10 protein-coding genes are annotated in these 15724 nt (G+C 53.8%); 5 read left to right on the top strand and 5 right to left on the bottom strand.

Going from position 1 to position 15724, the window contains the following annotated elements:
* Positions 1-4: 4 nt before the first annotated feature.
* Positions 5-2140 carry a polyphosphate kinase 1 gene (gene ppk1, locus N512_RS22085; RefSeq protein WP_443018263.1) on the bottom strand — a complete coding sequence of 712 codons (2136 nt, stop codon included), beginning with the start codon at positions 2138-2140 and terminating at the stop codon, positions 5-7.
* Between the two features lie 478 nt (positions 2141-2618).
* On the opposite strand from ppk1, the gene yegD reads away from it, so the two are divergent.
* Together yegD and N512_RS0102850 are read left to right on the top strand one after the other, a co-directional pair.
* A complete protein-coding gene (yegD, locus tag N512_RS0102855) occupies positions 2619-3992 on the top strand; it encodes a molecular chaperone (RefSeq protein WP_028779336.1) in 1374 nt (457 codons plus the stop codon).
* A 29-nt stretch (positions 3993-4021) separates the two neighbouring features.
* The gene (locus N512_RS0102850; RefSeq protein WP_051472619.1) at positions 4022-4510 is read left to right on the top strand and encodes a CreA family protein; all 489 of its coding nucleotides are present in this window, start codon (positions 4022-4024) and stop codon (positions 4508-4510) included.
* Positions 4511-4571: 61 nt separating this feature from the next.
* Here N512_RS0102850 and N512_RS0102845 read toward each other — a convergent pair whose 3' ends face one another.
* The gene (locus N512_RS0102845; protein WP_028779334.1) at positions 4572-7406 is read right to left on the bottom strand and encodes a TonB-dependent receptor plug domain-containing protein; all 2835 of its coding nucleotides are present in this window, start codon (positions 7404-7406) and stop codon (positions 4572-4574) included.
* A gap of 568 nt (positions 7407-7974) precedes the next feature.
* Between N512_RS0102845 and N512_RS0102840 the strand changes: the two genes are divergently transcribed.
* Positions 7975-8172, top strand: coding sequence for a PA3496 family putative envelope integrity protein (locus tag N512_RS0102840; protein WP_025009524.1), 198 nt, complete (start codon positions 7975-7977; stop codon positions 8170-8172).
* A gap of 52 nt (positions 8173-8224) precedes the next feature.
* Here N512_RS0102840 and N512_RS0102835 read toward each other — a convergent pair whose 3' ends face one another.
* From N512_RS0102835 to pdsR, 3 genes are all read right to left on the bottom strand, one after another.
* A complete protein-coding gene (locus tag N512_RS0102835; RefSeq protein WP_028779333.1) occupies positions 8225-9403 on the bottom strand; it encodes a cystathionine beta-lyase in 1179 nt (392 codons plus the stop codon).
* Between the two features lie 113 nt (positions 9404-9516).
* Entirely contained in the window at positions 9517-11688 is a 2172-nt protein-coding gene (gene pdsS / locus N512_RS0102830) for a proteobacterial dedicated sortase system histidine kinase (RefSeq protein ID WP_037473958.1), read from the bottom strand.
* Positions 11685-12377 carry a proteobacterial dedicated sortase system response regulator gene (gene pdsR, locus N512_RS0102825; RefSeq protein ID WP_025009526.1) on the bottom strand — a complete coding sequence of 231 codons (693 nt, stop codon included), beginning with the start codon at positions 12375-12377 and terminating at the stop codon, positions 11685-11687. Before pdsR ends, pdsS begins: the two co-directional genes overlap by 4 nt.
* A 218-nt stretch (positions 12378-12595) precedes the next feature.
* On the opposite strand from pdsR, the gene pdsO reads away from it, so the two are divergent.
* Positions 12596-13369 (top strand): sortase-associated OmpA-like protein PdsO, encoded by a 774-nt coding sequence (gene pdsO / locus N512_RS0102820; RefSeq protein ID WP_028779331.1) that lies wholly within the window; start codon positions 12596-12598, stop codon positions 13367-13369.
* Positions 13370-13383: 14 nt separating this feature from the next.
* Entirely contained in the window at positions 13384-15696 is a 2313-nt protein-coding gene (locus tag N512_RS22080; protein ID WP_051472618.1) for a marine proteobacterial sortase target protein, read from the top strand.
* The last annotated feature ends 28 nt before the right edge of the window (positions 15697-15724 follow it).

The raw sequence follows: 15724 nt of genomic DNA, 5'->3' as shown, positions 1-15724 counted from the left end.
TTTGCTATTGCGTCGGTTCCTGGGGCTTGGCCAGATCCAGTTGCCGCTGTTTTTCGTAGTTGCCCAGATACTGATGTATGGCTATCTGGGATCTTACCTTACGCTTGTTGCCCCGCTTACGGTAGGGGTTGGATTGATCTTTGTTGATCACCCGCGCCTTGATGTTGTCGGTAAATTGCAGCGCCAGGGTATCGAGGATCATCTGCTTCAAGCCGGGATCATATACCGGGGTGCTGACTTCAATACGGTTATCGATATTACGCCCCATCCAGTCGGCGGAGCAGAGAAAGAGTTTGTTTTCACCGCCTGAGTGGAACAGCATCACCCGTGAGTGCTCAAGGAATCGGTCCACTATGCTGAAGACCTCAATATTGTTGCTGATCCCGGGAATATCGGGAATAAGCGCGCACATACCGCGAATAAGCAGACGGATTTTGACGCCGGCGCTGGAAGCTTCATACAGCTTTTGAATCATCGCCTCATCCACTAGATTATTGAGCTTGAGGGTTATGGCGGCCTTGATGCCGCTTTGGGCATTGATGATCTCTTGCTCGATAAGGCCGGTCAGCTTCTGGCGCGCATCATAGGGGGAAACTATCAGATGCTGGAAGTTATCCCGTCTGTAAGGGTGCTCAATCAACTCAAATACCTGTTCTATCTCGGCGGCAATTTCCTGATTGGCGGTAAACAGCGAAAGGTCGGTATACACCCTGGCCGTGCCTTCGTTGAAGTTGCCCGAGCCAATGTGGCCATAGAGGCGCATTGCACCGGCTTCCTCGCGGCCGATAAGGCACATCTTGGCATGGACCTTCAAGCTTGGGATCCCATGGTGCACCTTGACACCGGCCTCGGCGAGCACCCGGCTCCACTCGATATTGGCCTGCTCATCGAAACGGGCCCTGAGTTCAATCACTGTGGTGACCTGTTTGCCGTTTTTCGCTGCATCTATCAGCGACTGGATGATATGGGACTTTCTTGCGACCCGATAGAGGCTGATTTTGATGAACTTGACGGCAGGATCATAGGCCGCCTGGCGCACCAGCTCGGTAAAGTGGGAAAACTTGTGATAGGGATAATAGAGCATGATATCGCCGCGGCGAATGGCGTCAAACTTGTTGGCACAGACACTGAATCCGGCTGAGTCCAGTGCCGGAAGCTTGTCGTTTTCCAGGTATTTGCGTCCCGGATTGGGAAAGCCGATAAAGTCCTTGAAGCTGTGGTAACGGCCGCCGGGTATCAGGCACTCGGTATTGGAGATATTCAGCTGCGCCGTGAGCATACTCAGCATATGCTCCGGCATCTCTTTATCATACACCAGACGCACAGGCTCGGCGGTGAGGCGCTTTTTCAGGCCCTTGGTGAGCTTTTCCAGTTGGCTCTGTTCCAGCTCATCGGTGAGATCGAAGTCGGCGTCGCGGGTCAGCTTCATGGAGAAGACTTCAATCTCTTCATATTCGAAGAAGGGGGCGAATAGCTCATCGACACAGTGCCTTATTATGTTGTCTAGCAAAATCAAATGCTTGCGGCGCTTTGAGGTTTCTGCCGGCAGTTGGATGAAACGCGGCACATTCTTGGTGGGCACTTCCACCAGGGCGTACTGACGCTTTTCCCGGCTGTAGAGGCACACCGCCAGATAGGTGGTGTCATCGTTGAGTTGTTTGAACAGCTCGGAGCGGTTGCTGAGGATAAGCGGCGTGATGTGGCGCTTGAGCTGATCCTTGAAGTGTTTCTTCAGCCACTGGCTATGAAAATCGCTCAGCTGTTTCTCATTGATGAGAAAGATGCTGTGTCTTGCCAGTTCCCGCATTAACTCGCCGTAAATGGCGTCGAAACGCTCTTGCAGTATCAATACCTTGGTCTGGATCTTGGCCATCAAATGGCGGCTGGAGTTGTGACCTTCCTGCAGGCTGGATAACAGAATCGAGCGACGCACCGCAGCAACCCTGACCCGGAAGAACTCATCCATGTTGTTGGAAAATATGCCCAGAAAGCGAACCCGTTCCACCAGAGGCACCAGAGGATCGGCGGCTTCCTGCAAGACTCTTTCATTGAAAGACAGCCAGGAAAGCTCCTTATCCAGAGAAAATTTTTCGACGGACGGTGACACGGCAAAGACTCCTCGTGAGCAGACGCCGGACATAGAGAAAGCCCGGCAGATATACAATAACACTCCGATATCCGCTTGTAATCAGAGAATAAAGGCAGGGCGCAGTTTCTTGGTTTAACGCTATTTCGGCCTGGCTCAGGTTTGAATTCGCGGTTGCGCCGGCGCTAAAGAAGGTGCGAACAAGTCCCATGTGTGCTCTGCGTTGGATTATAGACCTGGATACAAGGCGCGGTTTGCAGCAAATGGCCTTAGCCCTTTGTCCTTTGCAAGAAGGCAAGAACGCAAGAAACATTCCTTAAAGGTAGAGCGAATTTATGTCGAAAGAATGACAATGCCCCTACTTTGGTCAAAGAGAGCGATATTGGCGATTGGGCTTTCTGCCCGGCTTATGCTATGTTGCGCTCTTTTTTCTCGGCCGGTTTCCTGGCCGGGAAAGGGGCGCTGAGGCTTTGTCTTCAAAGCAAAAAGCGGCGCCCGGGCCACTTCGAGCCAGCGAAAGCAGGAGGACGGAATGTTTGCAGGTTTTGACTATGGCAGTGCCAACTGCGCCATTGGTGTGATGGATGGGGTCCAGACCCGGCTCTTGCCTCTGGCCGAGGATGGCAACTATATGCCGTCGACCATTTATGCCATGGAGCGGGAACTCATTTCCGAATCTGTGCTGCAGCGCTTGCCTTTGGCGGCCCAGGCTGATTTCAAACCCAAACGCGCCGCCGAGCTGAGTCGCGCCCGAACGGCACGCCTGGAACTGGATTTGCTTGCCAACGAGCAAGCGGTATTCATCGGCAATCAGGCGATTGAAACCTATATGGAGATGCCGGAAGAGGGCTTCTATGTTCGCTCGCCCAAGTCCTTCCTCGGCGCTTCGGGCCTGCTCAGCAATCAGATGGCGCTGTTTGAAGATATCGTCACCCTGATGATGCAGGAAATTCATACCCGGGCGCAGCAGAGCCTGAAACAGGCTATTTCCCAGGTGGTGATCGGGCGACCGGTTAACTTTCAGGGCATTGGCGGCGAGCAAAGCAACAAGCAAGCCGAGGCCATTTTGACTCTGGGGGCCCGGCGCGCCGGGTTCACCGATGTGGCTTTTCTGTATGAGCCTATGGCGGCAGCCCTTGAGTTTGAGTCGACACTCACCCGGGAGCAGCGGGTGCTGGTGGTGGATATTGGCGGCGGTACCAGCGACTGCTCCTTTGTGCGTATGGGGCCCGAGCTTAAGGACAAGAAAGATCGCAGTGACGACTGCCTGGGCCACAGTGGTCAAAGGGTAGGGGGTAACGATCTGGATATCGCCTTGGCAATGGCCGGTTTTATGCCGCACTTGGGGCTCGGCAGTGCGCTGATCACAGGCAAGCCTATGCCAAGGCAACCCTTCTGGAACGCGGTCGCCGTCAACGATGTCAGTGCCCAGCGGGAGTTCTCTGCCTTGAGTAGTCGCAAGCTGATTGAAGAGCTGCAACGGGATGCCAAAGAGCAGGCGAAACTTGCGCGCTTATTGAAGGTGCAAAAAGATCAGCTGGGTTATCGTTTGGTACGTAGTGCCGAGCAGCTTAAAATCGCCCTGAGCGACAGTAAGCAAGCCGCTATGGATATAGGCTTTGTCGAAGCGCCCAAACCGCAGCCCTTGAGTGTGAATGTCGATGCCGCCACCTTTGTGGCCGCCATCGATGAATCGCTCGAAACGGTGCACAAGCTTATCACCCAGGCTTTGGCGGAAGGGGGATGTCAGCCGGATGTCATTTATCTCACAGGTGGCAGCGCCAAGAGCCCGTATATTACCGAGCAGATCCGCGCGCGTTTCCCGGATGTGGCTTTGGTCAGTGGCGATCACTTCGGCTCAGTGGTGGCCGGCTTGACCCGCTGGGCCGAGCGCCTGTACCGTTAAATTGCACTTTAATTGAAAGAGGACTCTTCATGGCACTGAAAAAAACGCCACTCTTGGCCGCCTTAGTCGTGACTGCGGCAACAGGCTTGCTCGCCGGGTGCGGCGATGATGTGGGTAAGGTCAGCCTGGGCGTATTTACCACCAAAGATGTGATCATAGATGCCAAGACAGATCCCAAACTGCCCGGTGTTACCTGTCATATCAGCCGCATAGAGGCCAATCTGGATTTTGCCGACCCATCGGATATGAGTATCAGCTGTCGCCAGACAGGACCGATAACCAAGGCGCAACTGGCCAGTATCGAACTGGGGAAGAAGGGCGAGATAGTGTTTACCGAGTCCTTGAGCATCTTGTTCAAGAGCCTCAAGGTGAGGCGTATCTATGACAGCGAACACCAGACACTCCTGTATCTGTCCTATTCCACCAAAGAAACCAACGGCAGCCACAAGCACGCCCTGTCCACTGTGCCGCTGTGGGGAACCGATGCCTATGAGCCAAGGCCCAAGGCGGTAAACTGATAGGTCAAGATATAAAAAAGAAAAGCCTCGAAATCGAGGCTTTTTTGGGGTTGCTACTGGATTAGAACTTGTAATTCACACCCAGGGTGATGCGCTGACCCAGCATGTCGTAGTAAGCACCTTGGTTATATACGCCTGGCTGGCGAGGTGGGGTGCGGTCAAACATGTTGAGTATGCCAGCGCGAACCTGCAATGCATCTGTGATGTTGTAACGGCTGGTCAAATCAAAAGTGGTATAAGACGGGATGTCGTTATAGTTGTTTTGATTGGGTGACCATTCGTTGTCCAGCACAGTGCCGCTGCGATAGTTGGCTGTCAGCACGGCAGAGAAGTCATTGTAGGTGTAGTCTGTGGTGAAGCGGTGACGCCAGCGTGGACGCTCCTGCTCACCCACTTCCTTGACTTCATCATCGGCGAATCCGGTAGAGTTGAATGAACGCTCTTCCAGATAAGTACTGAACAGGCGGAAGCCCCAGTCACCGAAGCTGGTTTCAAGGCGATAGTTGGCTTCAATATCGAAACCTGAAGTGATACTGGATGCCGAGTTAACCGGCTTCTCATAGTAGTTCACTATCTCATGGGTATCGGGATCACGTTCCAGCAAAGGACAGAAGTCATTATCTATGGTACTGGACTGATAGCAGTACTTGACCACTTCAGCACCGTTGAAGCTGTTGATCACATTCTCCATGTCAAACTTCCAGTAATCCACCGTCAGGCTGAAGTTTTCCAGGTAAGACGGGGTGTACACAAAGCCCAGAGTGATGTCGTCTGCAACTTCGTTTTTCAGGTCCTGGTTACCCACAATAAAGCCTGGACGAGTTGAACCGTACCAGTCCTGGGATGGTTCAAAGTCGGTCGGGATCCCTTGAGCCGCACAGTTGGCCAACACATTGTCCAGGTAATCAGGGTTGATCCTGTTCCTGAAGCTGGCAGCACAATAATCGTTGATCGTGCGGAAGGTTTGGCTGGATGGGGTGTACAGTTCGGCAATGTTAGGTGCCCGTACAGACTTGGAACGGTTGGCACGGATGCGCAGATCATCATTCAGCGCCCAGTTGATACCCACTTTCCAGGCAGTATCAGAGCCGGAGGAGGAGTAGTCCATATAACGGAAAGCGGTTTCCAGCGTCAGATCCTGCACCAACATCACATCCTGCAGCAGCGGGATGGACAATTCGGCTGATGCCTCGGTCACATCAAACTCACCATAAAGTGGTTGAGACTGGTTGTTGAACAGCAAACCTTCACGCATTGCCGGATCCGGTAGGGTTTCAGCCGTTTCCTTACGGTATTCAACGCTGAATGCCGCTGCGATAAAGCCGGCTGGCAGTTCAAACAGATCGCCGCTGACAGAGGCACCGGCGACGTATTGATCTATCGATGAGCGGCGAATGGCATCTGTGCTGACCCAGTTGTAGGCGGCTTCATCATATTGGCCGCGGCCAAATACGTTCAGAGGCTTACAGCCATTGGCTCGGGCGTATTCGTCACGACATACCAGATTACCGTCGGTATCTTTAATCACATCGACAGCGTCATAGAAGCGCTGCTCGAACATTTCGCCATACCATTCGGTGTCGGCTTGAACATGGCCAACAGTGGCGTAAACGTCATAGGACCAGGTATCGGACAGCGCACCTTCAACACCCAGTGCCAAACGCGCTGTGGTTCTGTCCTGACTGTATTTACGGTTGCCGAAATCAGATGCCAGATAGCCTACGTTTACCCCGGCGCCAGCAGTGGATTCGCCGGCCGTCACCAAAGCCGCCGCTTCGGGTGAGAGCAGGGCATTGTCATCGTACAGACGGAAGTTGAGGAATGCAGGTGAACTTTCACCATAGGCTTCAGACTTGGTGTAGTTGGCCTCCATGGTAAATTTATGATCATCATTGATGTCATAGTTCATCACAGTAAAGAAATTGATCCTGTCCAGTGGTGTCTTGATGAAAGAGTTCTCGGCAAAGTTGTAGCCTTCACCACCGAGATAGTCCACCCGGCCGCTGGTCAGCGGCGGCAGTGGTTGACCCAGATCCATTGGCCGAATTTGACCGTCATCGCTGAAGGTATAACGGGTGCCGTTGGAGACAAAAGTTCCTGTCTTGCTGTATGAAGCCAGTACCTGTTGACCATAGCCCCACATTACTGCCTGCGGATCATTCGGGCCATTGGCATTCTGATTGCGAACCACAATCGGCGCTTCACGCAGGAACTCTCTGTCCATGTATGAAATCTGCCCCTGACGTGACCAACTGATGTTGGTCACAAAGTTGGCTTTACCCAAGTCAGAGCCGAAAGTCAGCGAGGCGTATTCCTCTTCACCACCATCTTCGGTAGGACGGGTGGTAGAAGCATCGATAGCCAAGCCATCAAAACTGGTTTTGGTCACTATGTTGACCACCCCGGCAATGGCATCAGAGCCATAAACTGCAGAAGCGCCACCTGTAGTAATTTCAATACGCTCAACCATGGCGGTTGGGATGTTGTTTAAATCCACGGCGCCTGAGCTTGGCGAGCCGGCTACAAAGCGCCGGCCGTTAACCAGCACCAGAGTACGGTCGGAGCCCAGTCCTCTCAGGTCAGTGTTATTCAGACCACTGGCAAAAACAGTGTTGTTGGTGGTTTCCGGTGACAGACCAACCAGAGTGTTAGGCATCTTATGCAGCAGATCTGCTACGTTGGTAACACCTGCTTCGATAAGGCCATCGCCTGTGATCACTGTGACGGGTGTTGGTGCTATCTCCCCTATACGCTTGATTTTTGAACCTGTGACTTCAATACGTTCAAATGTTTCAGGCTTATCTTCAGCATAACTGAAACCTGTACAAGCAATACTGGTTGCAGCAGCCAGAAGACCGAAGCGAACGGCCTTGGCTGTTGTAGATATGGATGTCATATCTCTCTCCTTGATTATTATTGTAAATTGCCTTGCGTGGCAATGTTTTTATTTTGTTTGTCAAATGTTTCAGTGACAAAGATATGATTCAATTTAAACCTAGATTTGGCAACACTTGTCTATTTTTATTAATTTAAAATTAATTTAAAATTAACATTTATAAAACAACTAAAGGTTAAGGGTTAATCTATTTAAAATCAATATGTTATTTTTGATCTTATTGCTCTTTAAAATACATTGTTAAATATATGTTTTTATTTAAACAAGTTTGTATCACTGATAATAGTAAGCAAATGTTTCTATGCCTTTATAAGGTGTGCCGTGCGTTAATTAATTGAGCGTTTGCACTTGTTTATTTTTTATACGCCTGAGTTTTTCCTGAACGGAATTAAAATAAGGGAACTTTCCGATAGGAACGGGCTCTTTAATAATGCATGATGTGAGGGTTGCCGGTGTGTTTAATACCGGATGTGTCGTTTTTAACTCCGGGTTACCGGCTTTGCCCCAAGTGAGCAGGAAGCGCTCTTGAGACAGCTGGAGAGAACCGGCGTGAAGTTAAGGGAAGAACATGTCATTTAATCAATCTGTGAGTAGAGGCAAGAGCGAAGCGGCCCAAGAGGGAACACTGACATCCAATAACCGGGTCAGTAAAAAAGACATACGGATAAGCGCTGCACGCAGGCGAATAGAGGATATTCGTGAGCAGATGGCCTTATCCCGTGAATTGGGCGTAGGAGTGTCGGCAGATGAGCTGGACTTTGACTGACGCTAACAGCGATAAGCTTAAAAAGCCCGCATTCAAGCGGGCTTTTTGCTGATTAAGCCTGCATCGCGGCGTGATAACGCTCGAAGGCTCGCTTGAGGTCGGCAATCAAATCGTCCGGATCTTCCAAACCTATATGCAGTCTCACCAGGGGCTTACTGCTGTCCCACTGGGTTGCCGTGCGCAATTTCTCTATGCCGGATATCGCCAGAATAAGACTCTCGAAGCCACCCCATGAAAATCCCATCTTGAAGTGCTCCATCCCTTCGACGAAGGCGGTCATCGCCTGGCGGTTACCCTCTTTGAGCACGAAGGAAAATAAGCCGTTGGCGGCGCTGAAGTCACGCTGGAAAAACTCGTGCCCCGGGCAACTGGTAAACGCCGGGTGGCGCAGGTGATCCACTTCCGGGCGCTGCGCCAGGAAATTGGCCACTTTGAGAGCATTTTTTTCATGTTGCGCCATTCTCACCCCCAGGGTTCTCAGGCCCCTGGCCGCCAGAAAGATATCGTCTGCAGAGGTGCATTGGCCCATGAGATAGCTGTTCTCCCTCAGGGTATCCCAGTGTGCTTCATTGGCGGTCGCCGTACCCAGCATCACATCCGAGTGACCCACTATGTACTTGGTAGCGGCCTGAATCGAGATATCGACGCCCATCTCAAACGGGCGACAATTGATGGGGGAGGCCCAGGTGTTGTCCAGCATGGTGACCAATTGATGCTCATGCGCGATGCGGCACAGGGTCGGCACATCCTGGACTTCCATGGTGATGGAGCCGGGAGATTCCAGAAACAGCACTTTGGTATTGGGGCGGATAAGATCGCGGATACCGGTGCCAATCAAGGGGTCATAGTAACTGGTTTCAATCCCCAGCCCCTTGAGCAGCTTGTCGCACAGATCCCGGGTGGGCTCGTAGACACTGTCTACCATCAGCAAGTGATCACCGGCCTCCAGAAAAGACAGCAGGGCGCCACTGATGGCCGCAGAGCCTGAAGGGTAGAGCGCAGTGCCAAAACCACCTTCGAGTTCGGCAATGGCCGCCTGAAAGGCAAAGTGAGTCGGGGTGCCGCGGCGGCCATAGAACATCTCCCCTTTGGCGCGATTGGCCGTGGCGTGGCGCATCTGTTCCATGCTGTCAAATACGACGGTTGATGCTCGAAACACGGGAGGATTGATCACTCCCTTGCTCCACTTTTTGTCCCGGCCGAGTGAGACCAGCTTGGTGGCTTTCTTCATGGATGCAACTCTTGTCTGTGATGGCGGGGCGAGCGCCCCTTTGAGGCATATTAACATTGAATCGTGTCATTGCCAGTGCGGCGGGCTTGAGACTTGTTCAAGTTGCCTGCGGCTTAAAGCAGCGGCAGGCTGACCCGAATTTCGACACCTGAGCCGTCGCTCAGGTTGCTGGCACTGATATGGCCGCCATGGAAGGCGGTGATAAGCCTGGCGATATAAAGTCCCAGTCCCAGATGAGGTTTGGACTGCATCGTTTGTGGCCGCACTGAGACCATGGACTCGAAGATCTGCTCGGTCATGTTTTCCGGTAACAGTGGCCCTTGGTTTTCCACCCTGAGCAGGGCCTGTTTGCCCTGCACCTTTAGGCTGATGCGGATATCGGTATCGGCTTTGCTGAACTCAATGGCGTTGGTGACCAGCTTATCCATCAGCTGGGCGATATATTCAGGCACGCCGCGCATGGTCAAAGGTTCATCCGGCAACACCAGCACGAAACCTTGTTCCTTGTAAGTCATCTGATACCCGGCGACGCAGCCTGCCACTACCTTGGTCAGCGGGAATTCATCTATCTCGGCCTGGGACAGGGACTCCTCGAGCCGGGTAGCTTCACTCATGTTGGCGAGGATCAGCCACAAGCGGTTGACCCCTTCCTGGGCGCGGTCGACGTACTTGGCCGTGTCCTTGTCCAGTTGCTGCAGACTCAAGTGCTCCAACGAGCTGCGCACCACGGCCACCGGGGTTCTCAATTCGTGGGATAGCCGTGAGGACATGTTTTCCAGATAGTGGGTATATTGCCCCAATCGGTTGACGATATTGGCAAAACTGCGCGACAGATCGCCAATTTCATCGCGCACTTTTGAAGGTGGAATGGTGTCGCGAACCCGCCCCTGGCTGTCGATGGCGCGCTCGGCCTGATCCCTGAGTTTGCGAATGCGGCTGGAGATCCCGGAGGCAAACACAAACAGTGCAAGGGTTCCCATGGCCATCACGGTCAGGATCACATTGAACAGCTTCTCCAGTGCCCGGTTACGCAGGGTACGGATACCATGGGTGGTTTCCTCGGCAACCACGGCGCCCATCACCTTATCGTCAATCCAGATGGGGCTGGCCGCCGCCAACACCACCGCCTTGTTATCCGGTGTCAGGCGCCAGGTGGAGGCCATCTGGCCATTCAGCGCCCGGCGAATATGGCTGCCGCCGAGTTCGGTCGAGTCCTGCAGTGAGTCGATAAAATCCATAGGTGGCTTGGTCAGCACTGTGTAGTAGATGGGGTGTAGATAGTCGTGTTCCAGTTTGCCAAAGAAGCTTTCCGGTTGCCGCTCCTCCTCGACCGAGCGGGTCCAGACACTGGAATCGGCGCGAATATCGCCCGACTTGGCCAGCACCCGGCCATGGACATCCACCACCCAGATCCGCGAGCTGTTATGCCCCATACCTTTGATAATACTTTCAATTTCCGGTGATGGTACCAGAACCGTCCCCAGCTTGTCGGCGCGGTCAGTGGCCGAGGTACCAACTATGGCTTCGAGCCTGCGGCTCTTTTTGTCGTTGACATCATGAATGGCAAAACTGAGTTTACTGCCCACCATCTCCAGCGGCATTCTGAGTTCAATATTGTAACCCTTATCGGTTTTCAACCACTGGCCCTGAATGCGGACCTCTGGTGTCACCGGGGCGCTGAGCGCTGGATTTTCAGGCAACTCGAAGGCGCTGAGCCAGCCATCGTGCTTGTTGGCTATGGTGTAGCGGCGAAAACGGCCATCCGGGGCCAGGGTGGCGATAGCCAGATAGTCGTTGCGATCCACACTCAGGCTGTTGCGGCCGCGGTAAATCACCTTTGGATCTGTTACCTCGAAAAAGCCGTAAAGGTAGCCGCCATATTTACCTACCATATGGGTAAAGCTCAGCGTTGACTGGCTGTCACTCAAGCGCATCAGGGTGTGTTCTTCGCCATAGGTCATGGCGCGATGGCGGTAAGCTTCCCAATCATTGAGGCGGCCATCCAGCTGAATGGGGCCGTTGAGCGGGTAGGCGTAGAGATCGCGGCCCTTTTCCACTTGATTGAGGAAACTGGCCTGGCTGTCGAACAGCCTGGGTCTTTCATGCAGCGCCGTAGCCAGGGCCTGAGTGGTTCCTTCCAGGGTTTTCTCCTGGCCGTGACGCAGATATTTCTCCATCTCCCACACATACTGATAGCCAAGCCAGGGCAGGCACAGCAAAAACAGCGACAGTACCAGAGTCTTGGTTCTGAGGCCTATTGGCGGGTGATAGGAGGGAAACTTCAAGATTCGGGATCCCAGCGATAACCCATGCCATAGACGGTATCTATACAGTCAAAGGCCGGATCGGCGGCGATAAACTTGCGCCTGATCCGCTTTACATGGGAGGTAATAGTGCTGTCATCGACATAAATCTTGGCTTCCTGCATCAATTCGGTGCGGCTGCGCACATGGCCGGGATGTTTGGCCAGGGCGTACACCATCCAGAATTCGGTCACTGTCAATTCAATCGGCTGCTGTTGCCAATATACCTGAATTCGGTTGGCATCTATGGTGAGGGCGCCGCGCTCCATCAGGGTGTCGGCCGGAGCGCTGCTGCCGGCGAGTTCGCAGCGGCGAAACAGCGCCGCCAACCGCGCCAGTAAATGGGGAAAACTGACATCTTTGCTCAGGTAGTCATCGGCACCCAGACGCAGGCCACAAACCGTATCGAAGTCGCTGTCTCTGGCGGTGAGAAAAATAATCGGCAGGGTGCCCGACATCGCCCGCAGCGACTGGCACAAGGTAAAGCCACCATCGATTTCATGCTCCAGACCTATGTCAATAATGGCCAGATCCGGTAAGCGGGTGTTGAAGGCCTGCATGGCCTCGGGGCGGTTGGCGTAAGTCTGCACAGAGTAACCCTGTGATTGCAGCACATCTTTGTAGTTTTCTCTTATTGCAGCTTCATCTTCCACTATGGCAATGCGTTTCATCTGCCTCTTGTTCCTGCCGAGCCGTGAATAGCCGTGACTATACAGGATTTTAGCCGTGAAAAAAGCGATCGCTTCCAATTGCCATTTTGTTGCCACAATTGATAGCCAAAGTGCCATTTTTGCTCCCCAGACTTGCCATTTAAATGGGGTTTAATCATCTCAACGACGAGGAACGCTGCCAACTGGGCAGCAGGCTCTACAAGACAAAAGGAATCGAGATGATGAAAAAGACCCCCACCCCCATAGCCTCCCTGATCATGGCATCACTGTTGCTGACTTCTTCTCTGGCGCACGCCGACAGCCAGCCAAACTTACCGACTCAGGAGAGAGACCACAACGAAGAGTTGGTTGGCTTTGGCACAGGCGCACTGCTGGGCGCCGTGGTTGGGGGGCCTGTGGGGGCCGTTATCGGTGCCTTCACCGGCGGCATAGTGGGTAAGTCTGTGGGCGATGACGAGCAGCTCAAGAGTCAGCAGCAACAGCTGGCCGAGCAAACCGAACAACTGGCGAGTCTCAGTGAGAAGCAGCGAGCGCTGAAGGAGTTATCGTTGCAATACGCCGATGCCCAGAGTCGCCTCAATGCGCTTTCCCGCGACCGGGCTGCTCAGCTCGAAGAGTTGATAGTGGGTATGAATGTGCAGTTTCGTACCGGCACCGCCGAAATCGAACCCCACTTTGCCCGCCAGCTGGACGATTTGGCCTATGCCATGAGCCTGTCGCCTGAGCTGATGTTGGATCTGACCGGTTACGCCGATCGCCGCGGTAATTCTGATTACAACCAGACGCTGTCCGAGCAGCGGGTCGAGGCGGTGAAAAGTTATTTGGTTAGCCAAGGCGTTGCCGAAGAGCGTTTGCAAACCCAGGCTTTTGGCGCCAGTTCACCCCTCAGTGCCAAACAGAGCCGCGAGAGCGACTTCTTTGACCGTCGGGTCACGCTGAAATTGCAGACTCAGGGAGCTGCTCTGGCAGCCAATCAACAAAGCAGTAATTGAGAGGGAGCGACAAAATGAATATGGATATCCCTCGGCAGGAAAACGAGCAGTTTCAGAGAATGCCCGCCGCCAGTCACAGCGATTCTGATACTTATTTATGCAGGGCCGTTAACGCCCTGCAATTTTCAGGCTTTGCCCTGCTGGCACTGCTGGTGTTTAACCTGGTGAGCTCGGTTGAAGCCTGGGCCGAGAATGGCCCCCAACTTACCGAAGAGCCTGCAAGTGCCCAGGCTCAGGAAAGTACCCTTCAACTGATTGATAACCCGCAGTGGCCAGGTGCCGGGGTGCTCGCCTTCGGCGACACCCAGGCCCCGGCACTGGCAACCGAAGTCAGCATGAGCATCAGCGGCTGGAGTAACAGAGTCAGCGTCACCCAGTCATTCACCAATGATAGCCAGGAGTGGATCCACGGCCGTTACCTGTTCCCGCTGCCCAATGAGGCGGCGGTGGACAGCATGCAGCTGAGAATAGGTGAGCGGATCATCGAGGGGGTTATTCAACCAAAGGAAGAGGCCAAGCGCACTTTTGAGCAGGCCAAGGCTCAGGGCAAGCGCGCCAGTTTACTGAGTCAGGAGCGGCCCAACCTGTTCACCACTCAGGTGGCTAATTTGGCCCCGGGGGAAACCCTTAAAGTCAGCTTCAGCTACCAGCAAGCATTGGATTACCGTGATGGTCAGTTCAGCCTGCGCTTTCCCATGACCCACACGCCCCGTTATCTGCCTCAAAGCATGCTGCAAAGCTTCAAGGGCGTGGAAGAGGCGGCGCGGTTGTTGAGCCCTGTGATTGAAGCCGCGGGCCTTGAAAAGATGTTTGCCGGTACAGATAGCGAAAGCTCTGAGCCTATAAGCACCCAAGCGCAAAGCGGTGGCCAGGAGAATCGTCTCAGTTTGGATATTATCCTGGATGCTGGTTTTCCCTTGCTGTCGCTGGAATCCCCTTATCATGCTATTTCTCAACAAACCCTGAGTGATGGCCGTATTCGGGTGCAGCTGCAACAAGACAATACCAAGGCCGACAGCGACTTTGTGTTGCAATGGCAAGCGGATACGGGCGCCAAGCCCGCAGCGGCGCTGTTCAGCCAGCAAGGCCAGACCCATACCCCAGCACCTTCTTTAGCGCAGGCCGAAGGCCAAGCTGCCAGGGATGAATACAGTCTATTGATGTTGATGCCTCCACAGAGCAAAGAGGTGGCCAAGCCCTTGCCCAGGGAGCTTATTCTGGTGATAGATACTTCGGGCTCCATGGGGGGAGATGCAATAGTTCAGGCCAAACAGGCATTGCTGTATGCCTTGAGCAGTCTCAAACCGGAGGACAGTTTCAATGTTGTTGAATTCAACTCTGCAGTGCAAACCATGGCGGCCAACTCTTTGCCGGCGACGGCCCACAATATAGGTTGGGCGCAGCAGTTTATTCGCGCCCTGGAAGCCAACGGTGGTACCGAGATGGCCAAGGCGCTTGAGCTGGCATTGAATAATGATTTTGCCGCTCAAAATAACATTGGTTCGCAAGGTGAGAGTAAGGCGCTCAGGCAAGTGATTTTCATGACGGATGGCGCCGTAGGCAATGAACAGGCGCTATTTGAACTGATTAAAGACAGGCTCGGCGAAAACCGCCTGTTTACCGTAGGCATAGGCAGTGCCCCCAACTCCCACTTTATGCAGCGCGCCGCAGAGCTGGGGCGTGGCAGCTTTACCTATATAGGCAAGATGCAGGAGGTGGAGCAAAAGGTGGTTGCCTTGCTGGAAAAAATCTCCGCTCCTAGGATCACAGATGTGTCGCTGCGCTACCCTGACGGCACAGTGCCGGATTACTGGCCGGCACAAATTCCGGATCTCTATCAGGGTGAGCCGGTATTGGTGAGCATCAAACAGCGTAGCAATGCCCACAAGGCAGTTATCGTATCCGGTCTTATCGATGGCCAATTCTGGCAGCAGGAGCTGGCGCTCAATGCCAAGGCTGATCCCAAAGGGCTGGATCTTATCTGGGCCAGAAAACAGATAGCCGCGCTGGAGCTGGCCAAAGATGCTGCCAACAGTGAACGCATTGAACGCCAGGTCACAGCGCTGTCGCTGAAGTACCACTTGGTCAGTCCGTACACCAGCCTGGTGGCAGTGGATGTCACCCCGGTCAATCCGGACGCCGCGGCGACCCGGGAAGGGCAAGTGGCCAGTCATGCGCCCAAGGGCTGGCAGGGTAAGTTGCCGCAGACCGCCACCGACAGCCGGCTGATGTTGCTGCTGGGGTTGGCAAGTTTGCTGGCGGCGTTGATGCTGGCGGCTTTCCCCAGGGCTTTTGGCCGCCGTGCTTGTGAGGGGGCTGGGCGATGAGCCAGGCTGAGCAGGCCCTGACAGCAGG

The organism is Shewanella sp. 38A_GOM-205m, assembly GCF_000518445.1.
Taxonomy (GTDB): Bacteria; Pseudomonadota; Gammaproteobacteria; order Enterobacterales; family Shewanellaceae; genus Shewanella; species Shewanella algae.
This window is presented reverse-complemented; position numbering and strand designations above follow the sequence as displayed.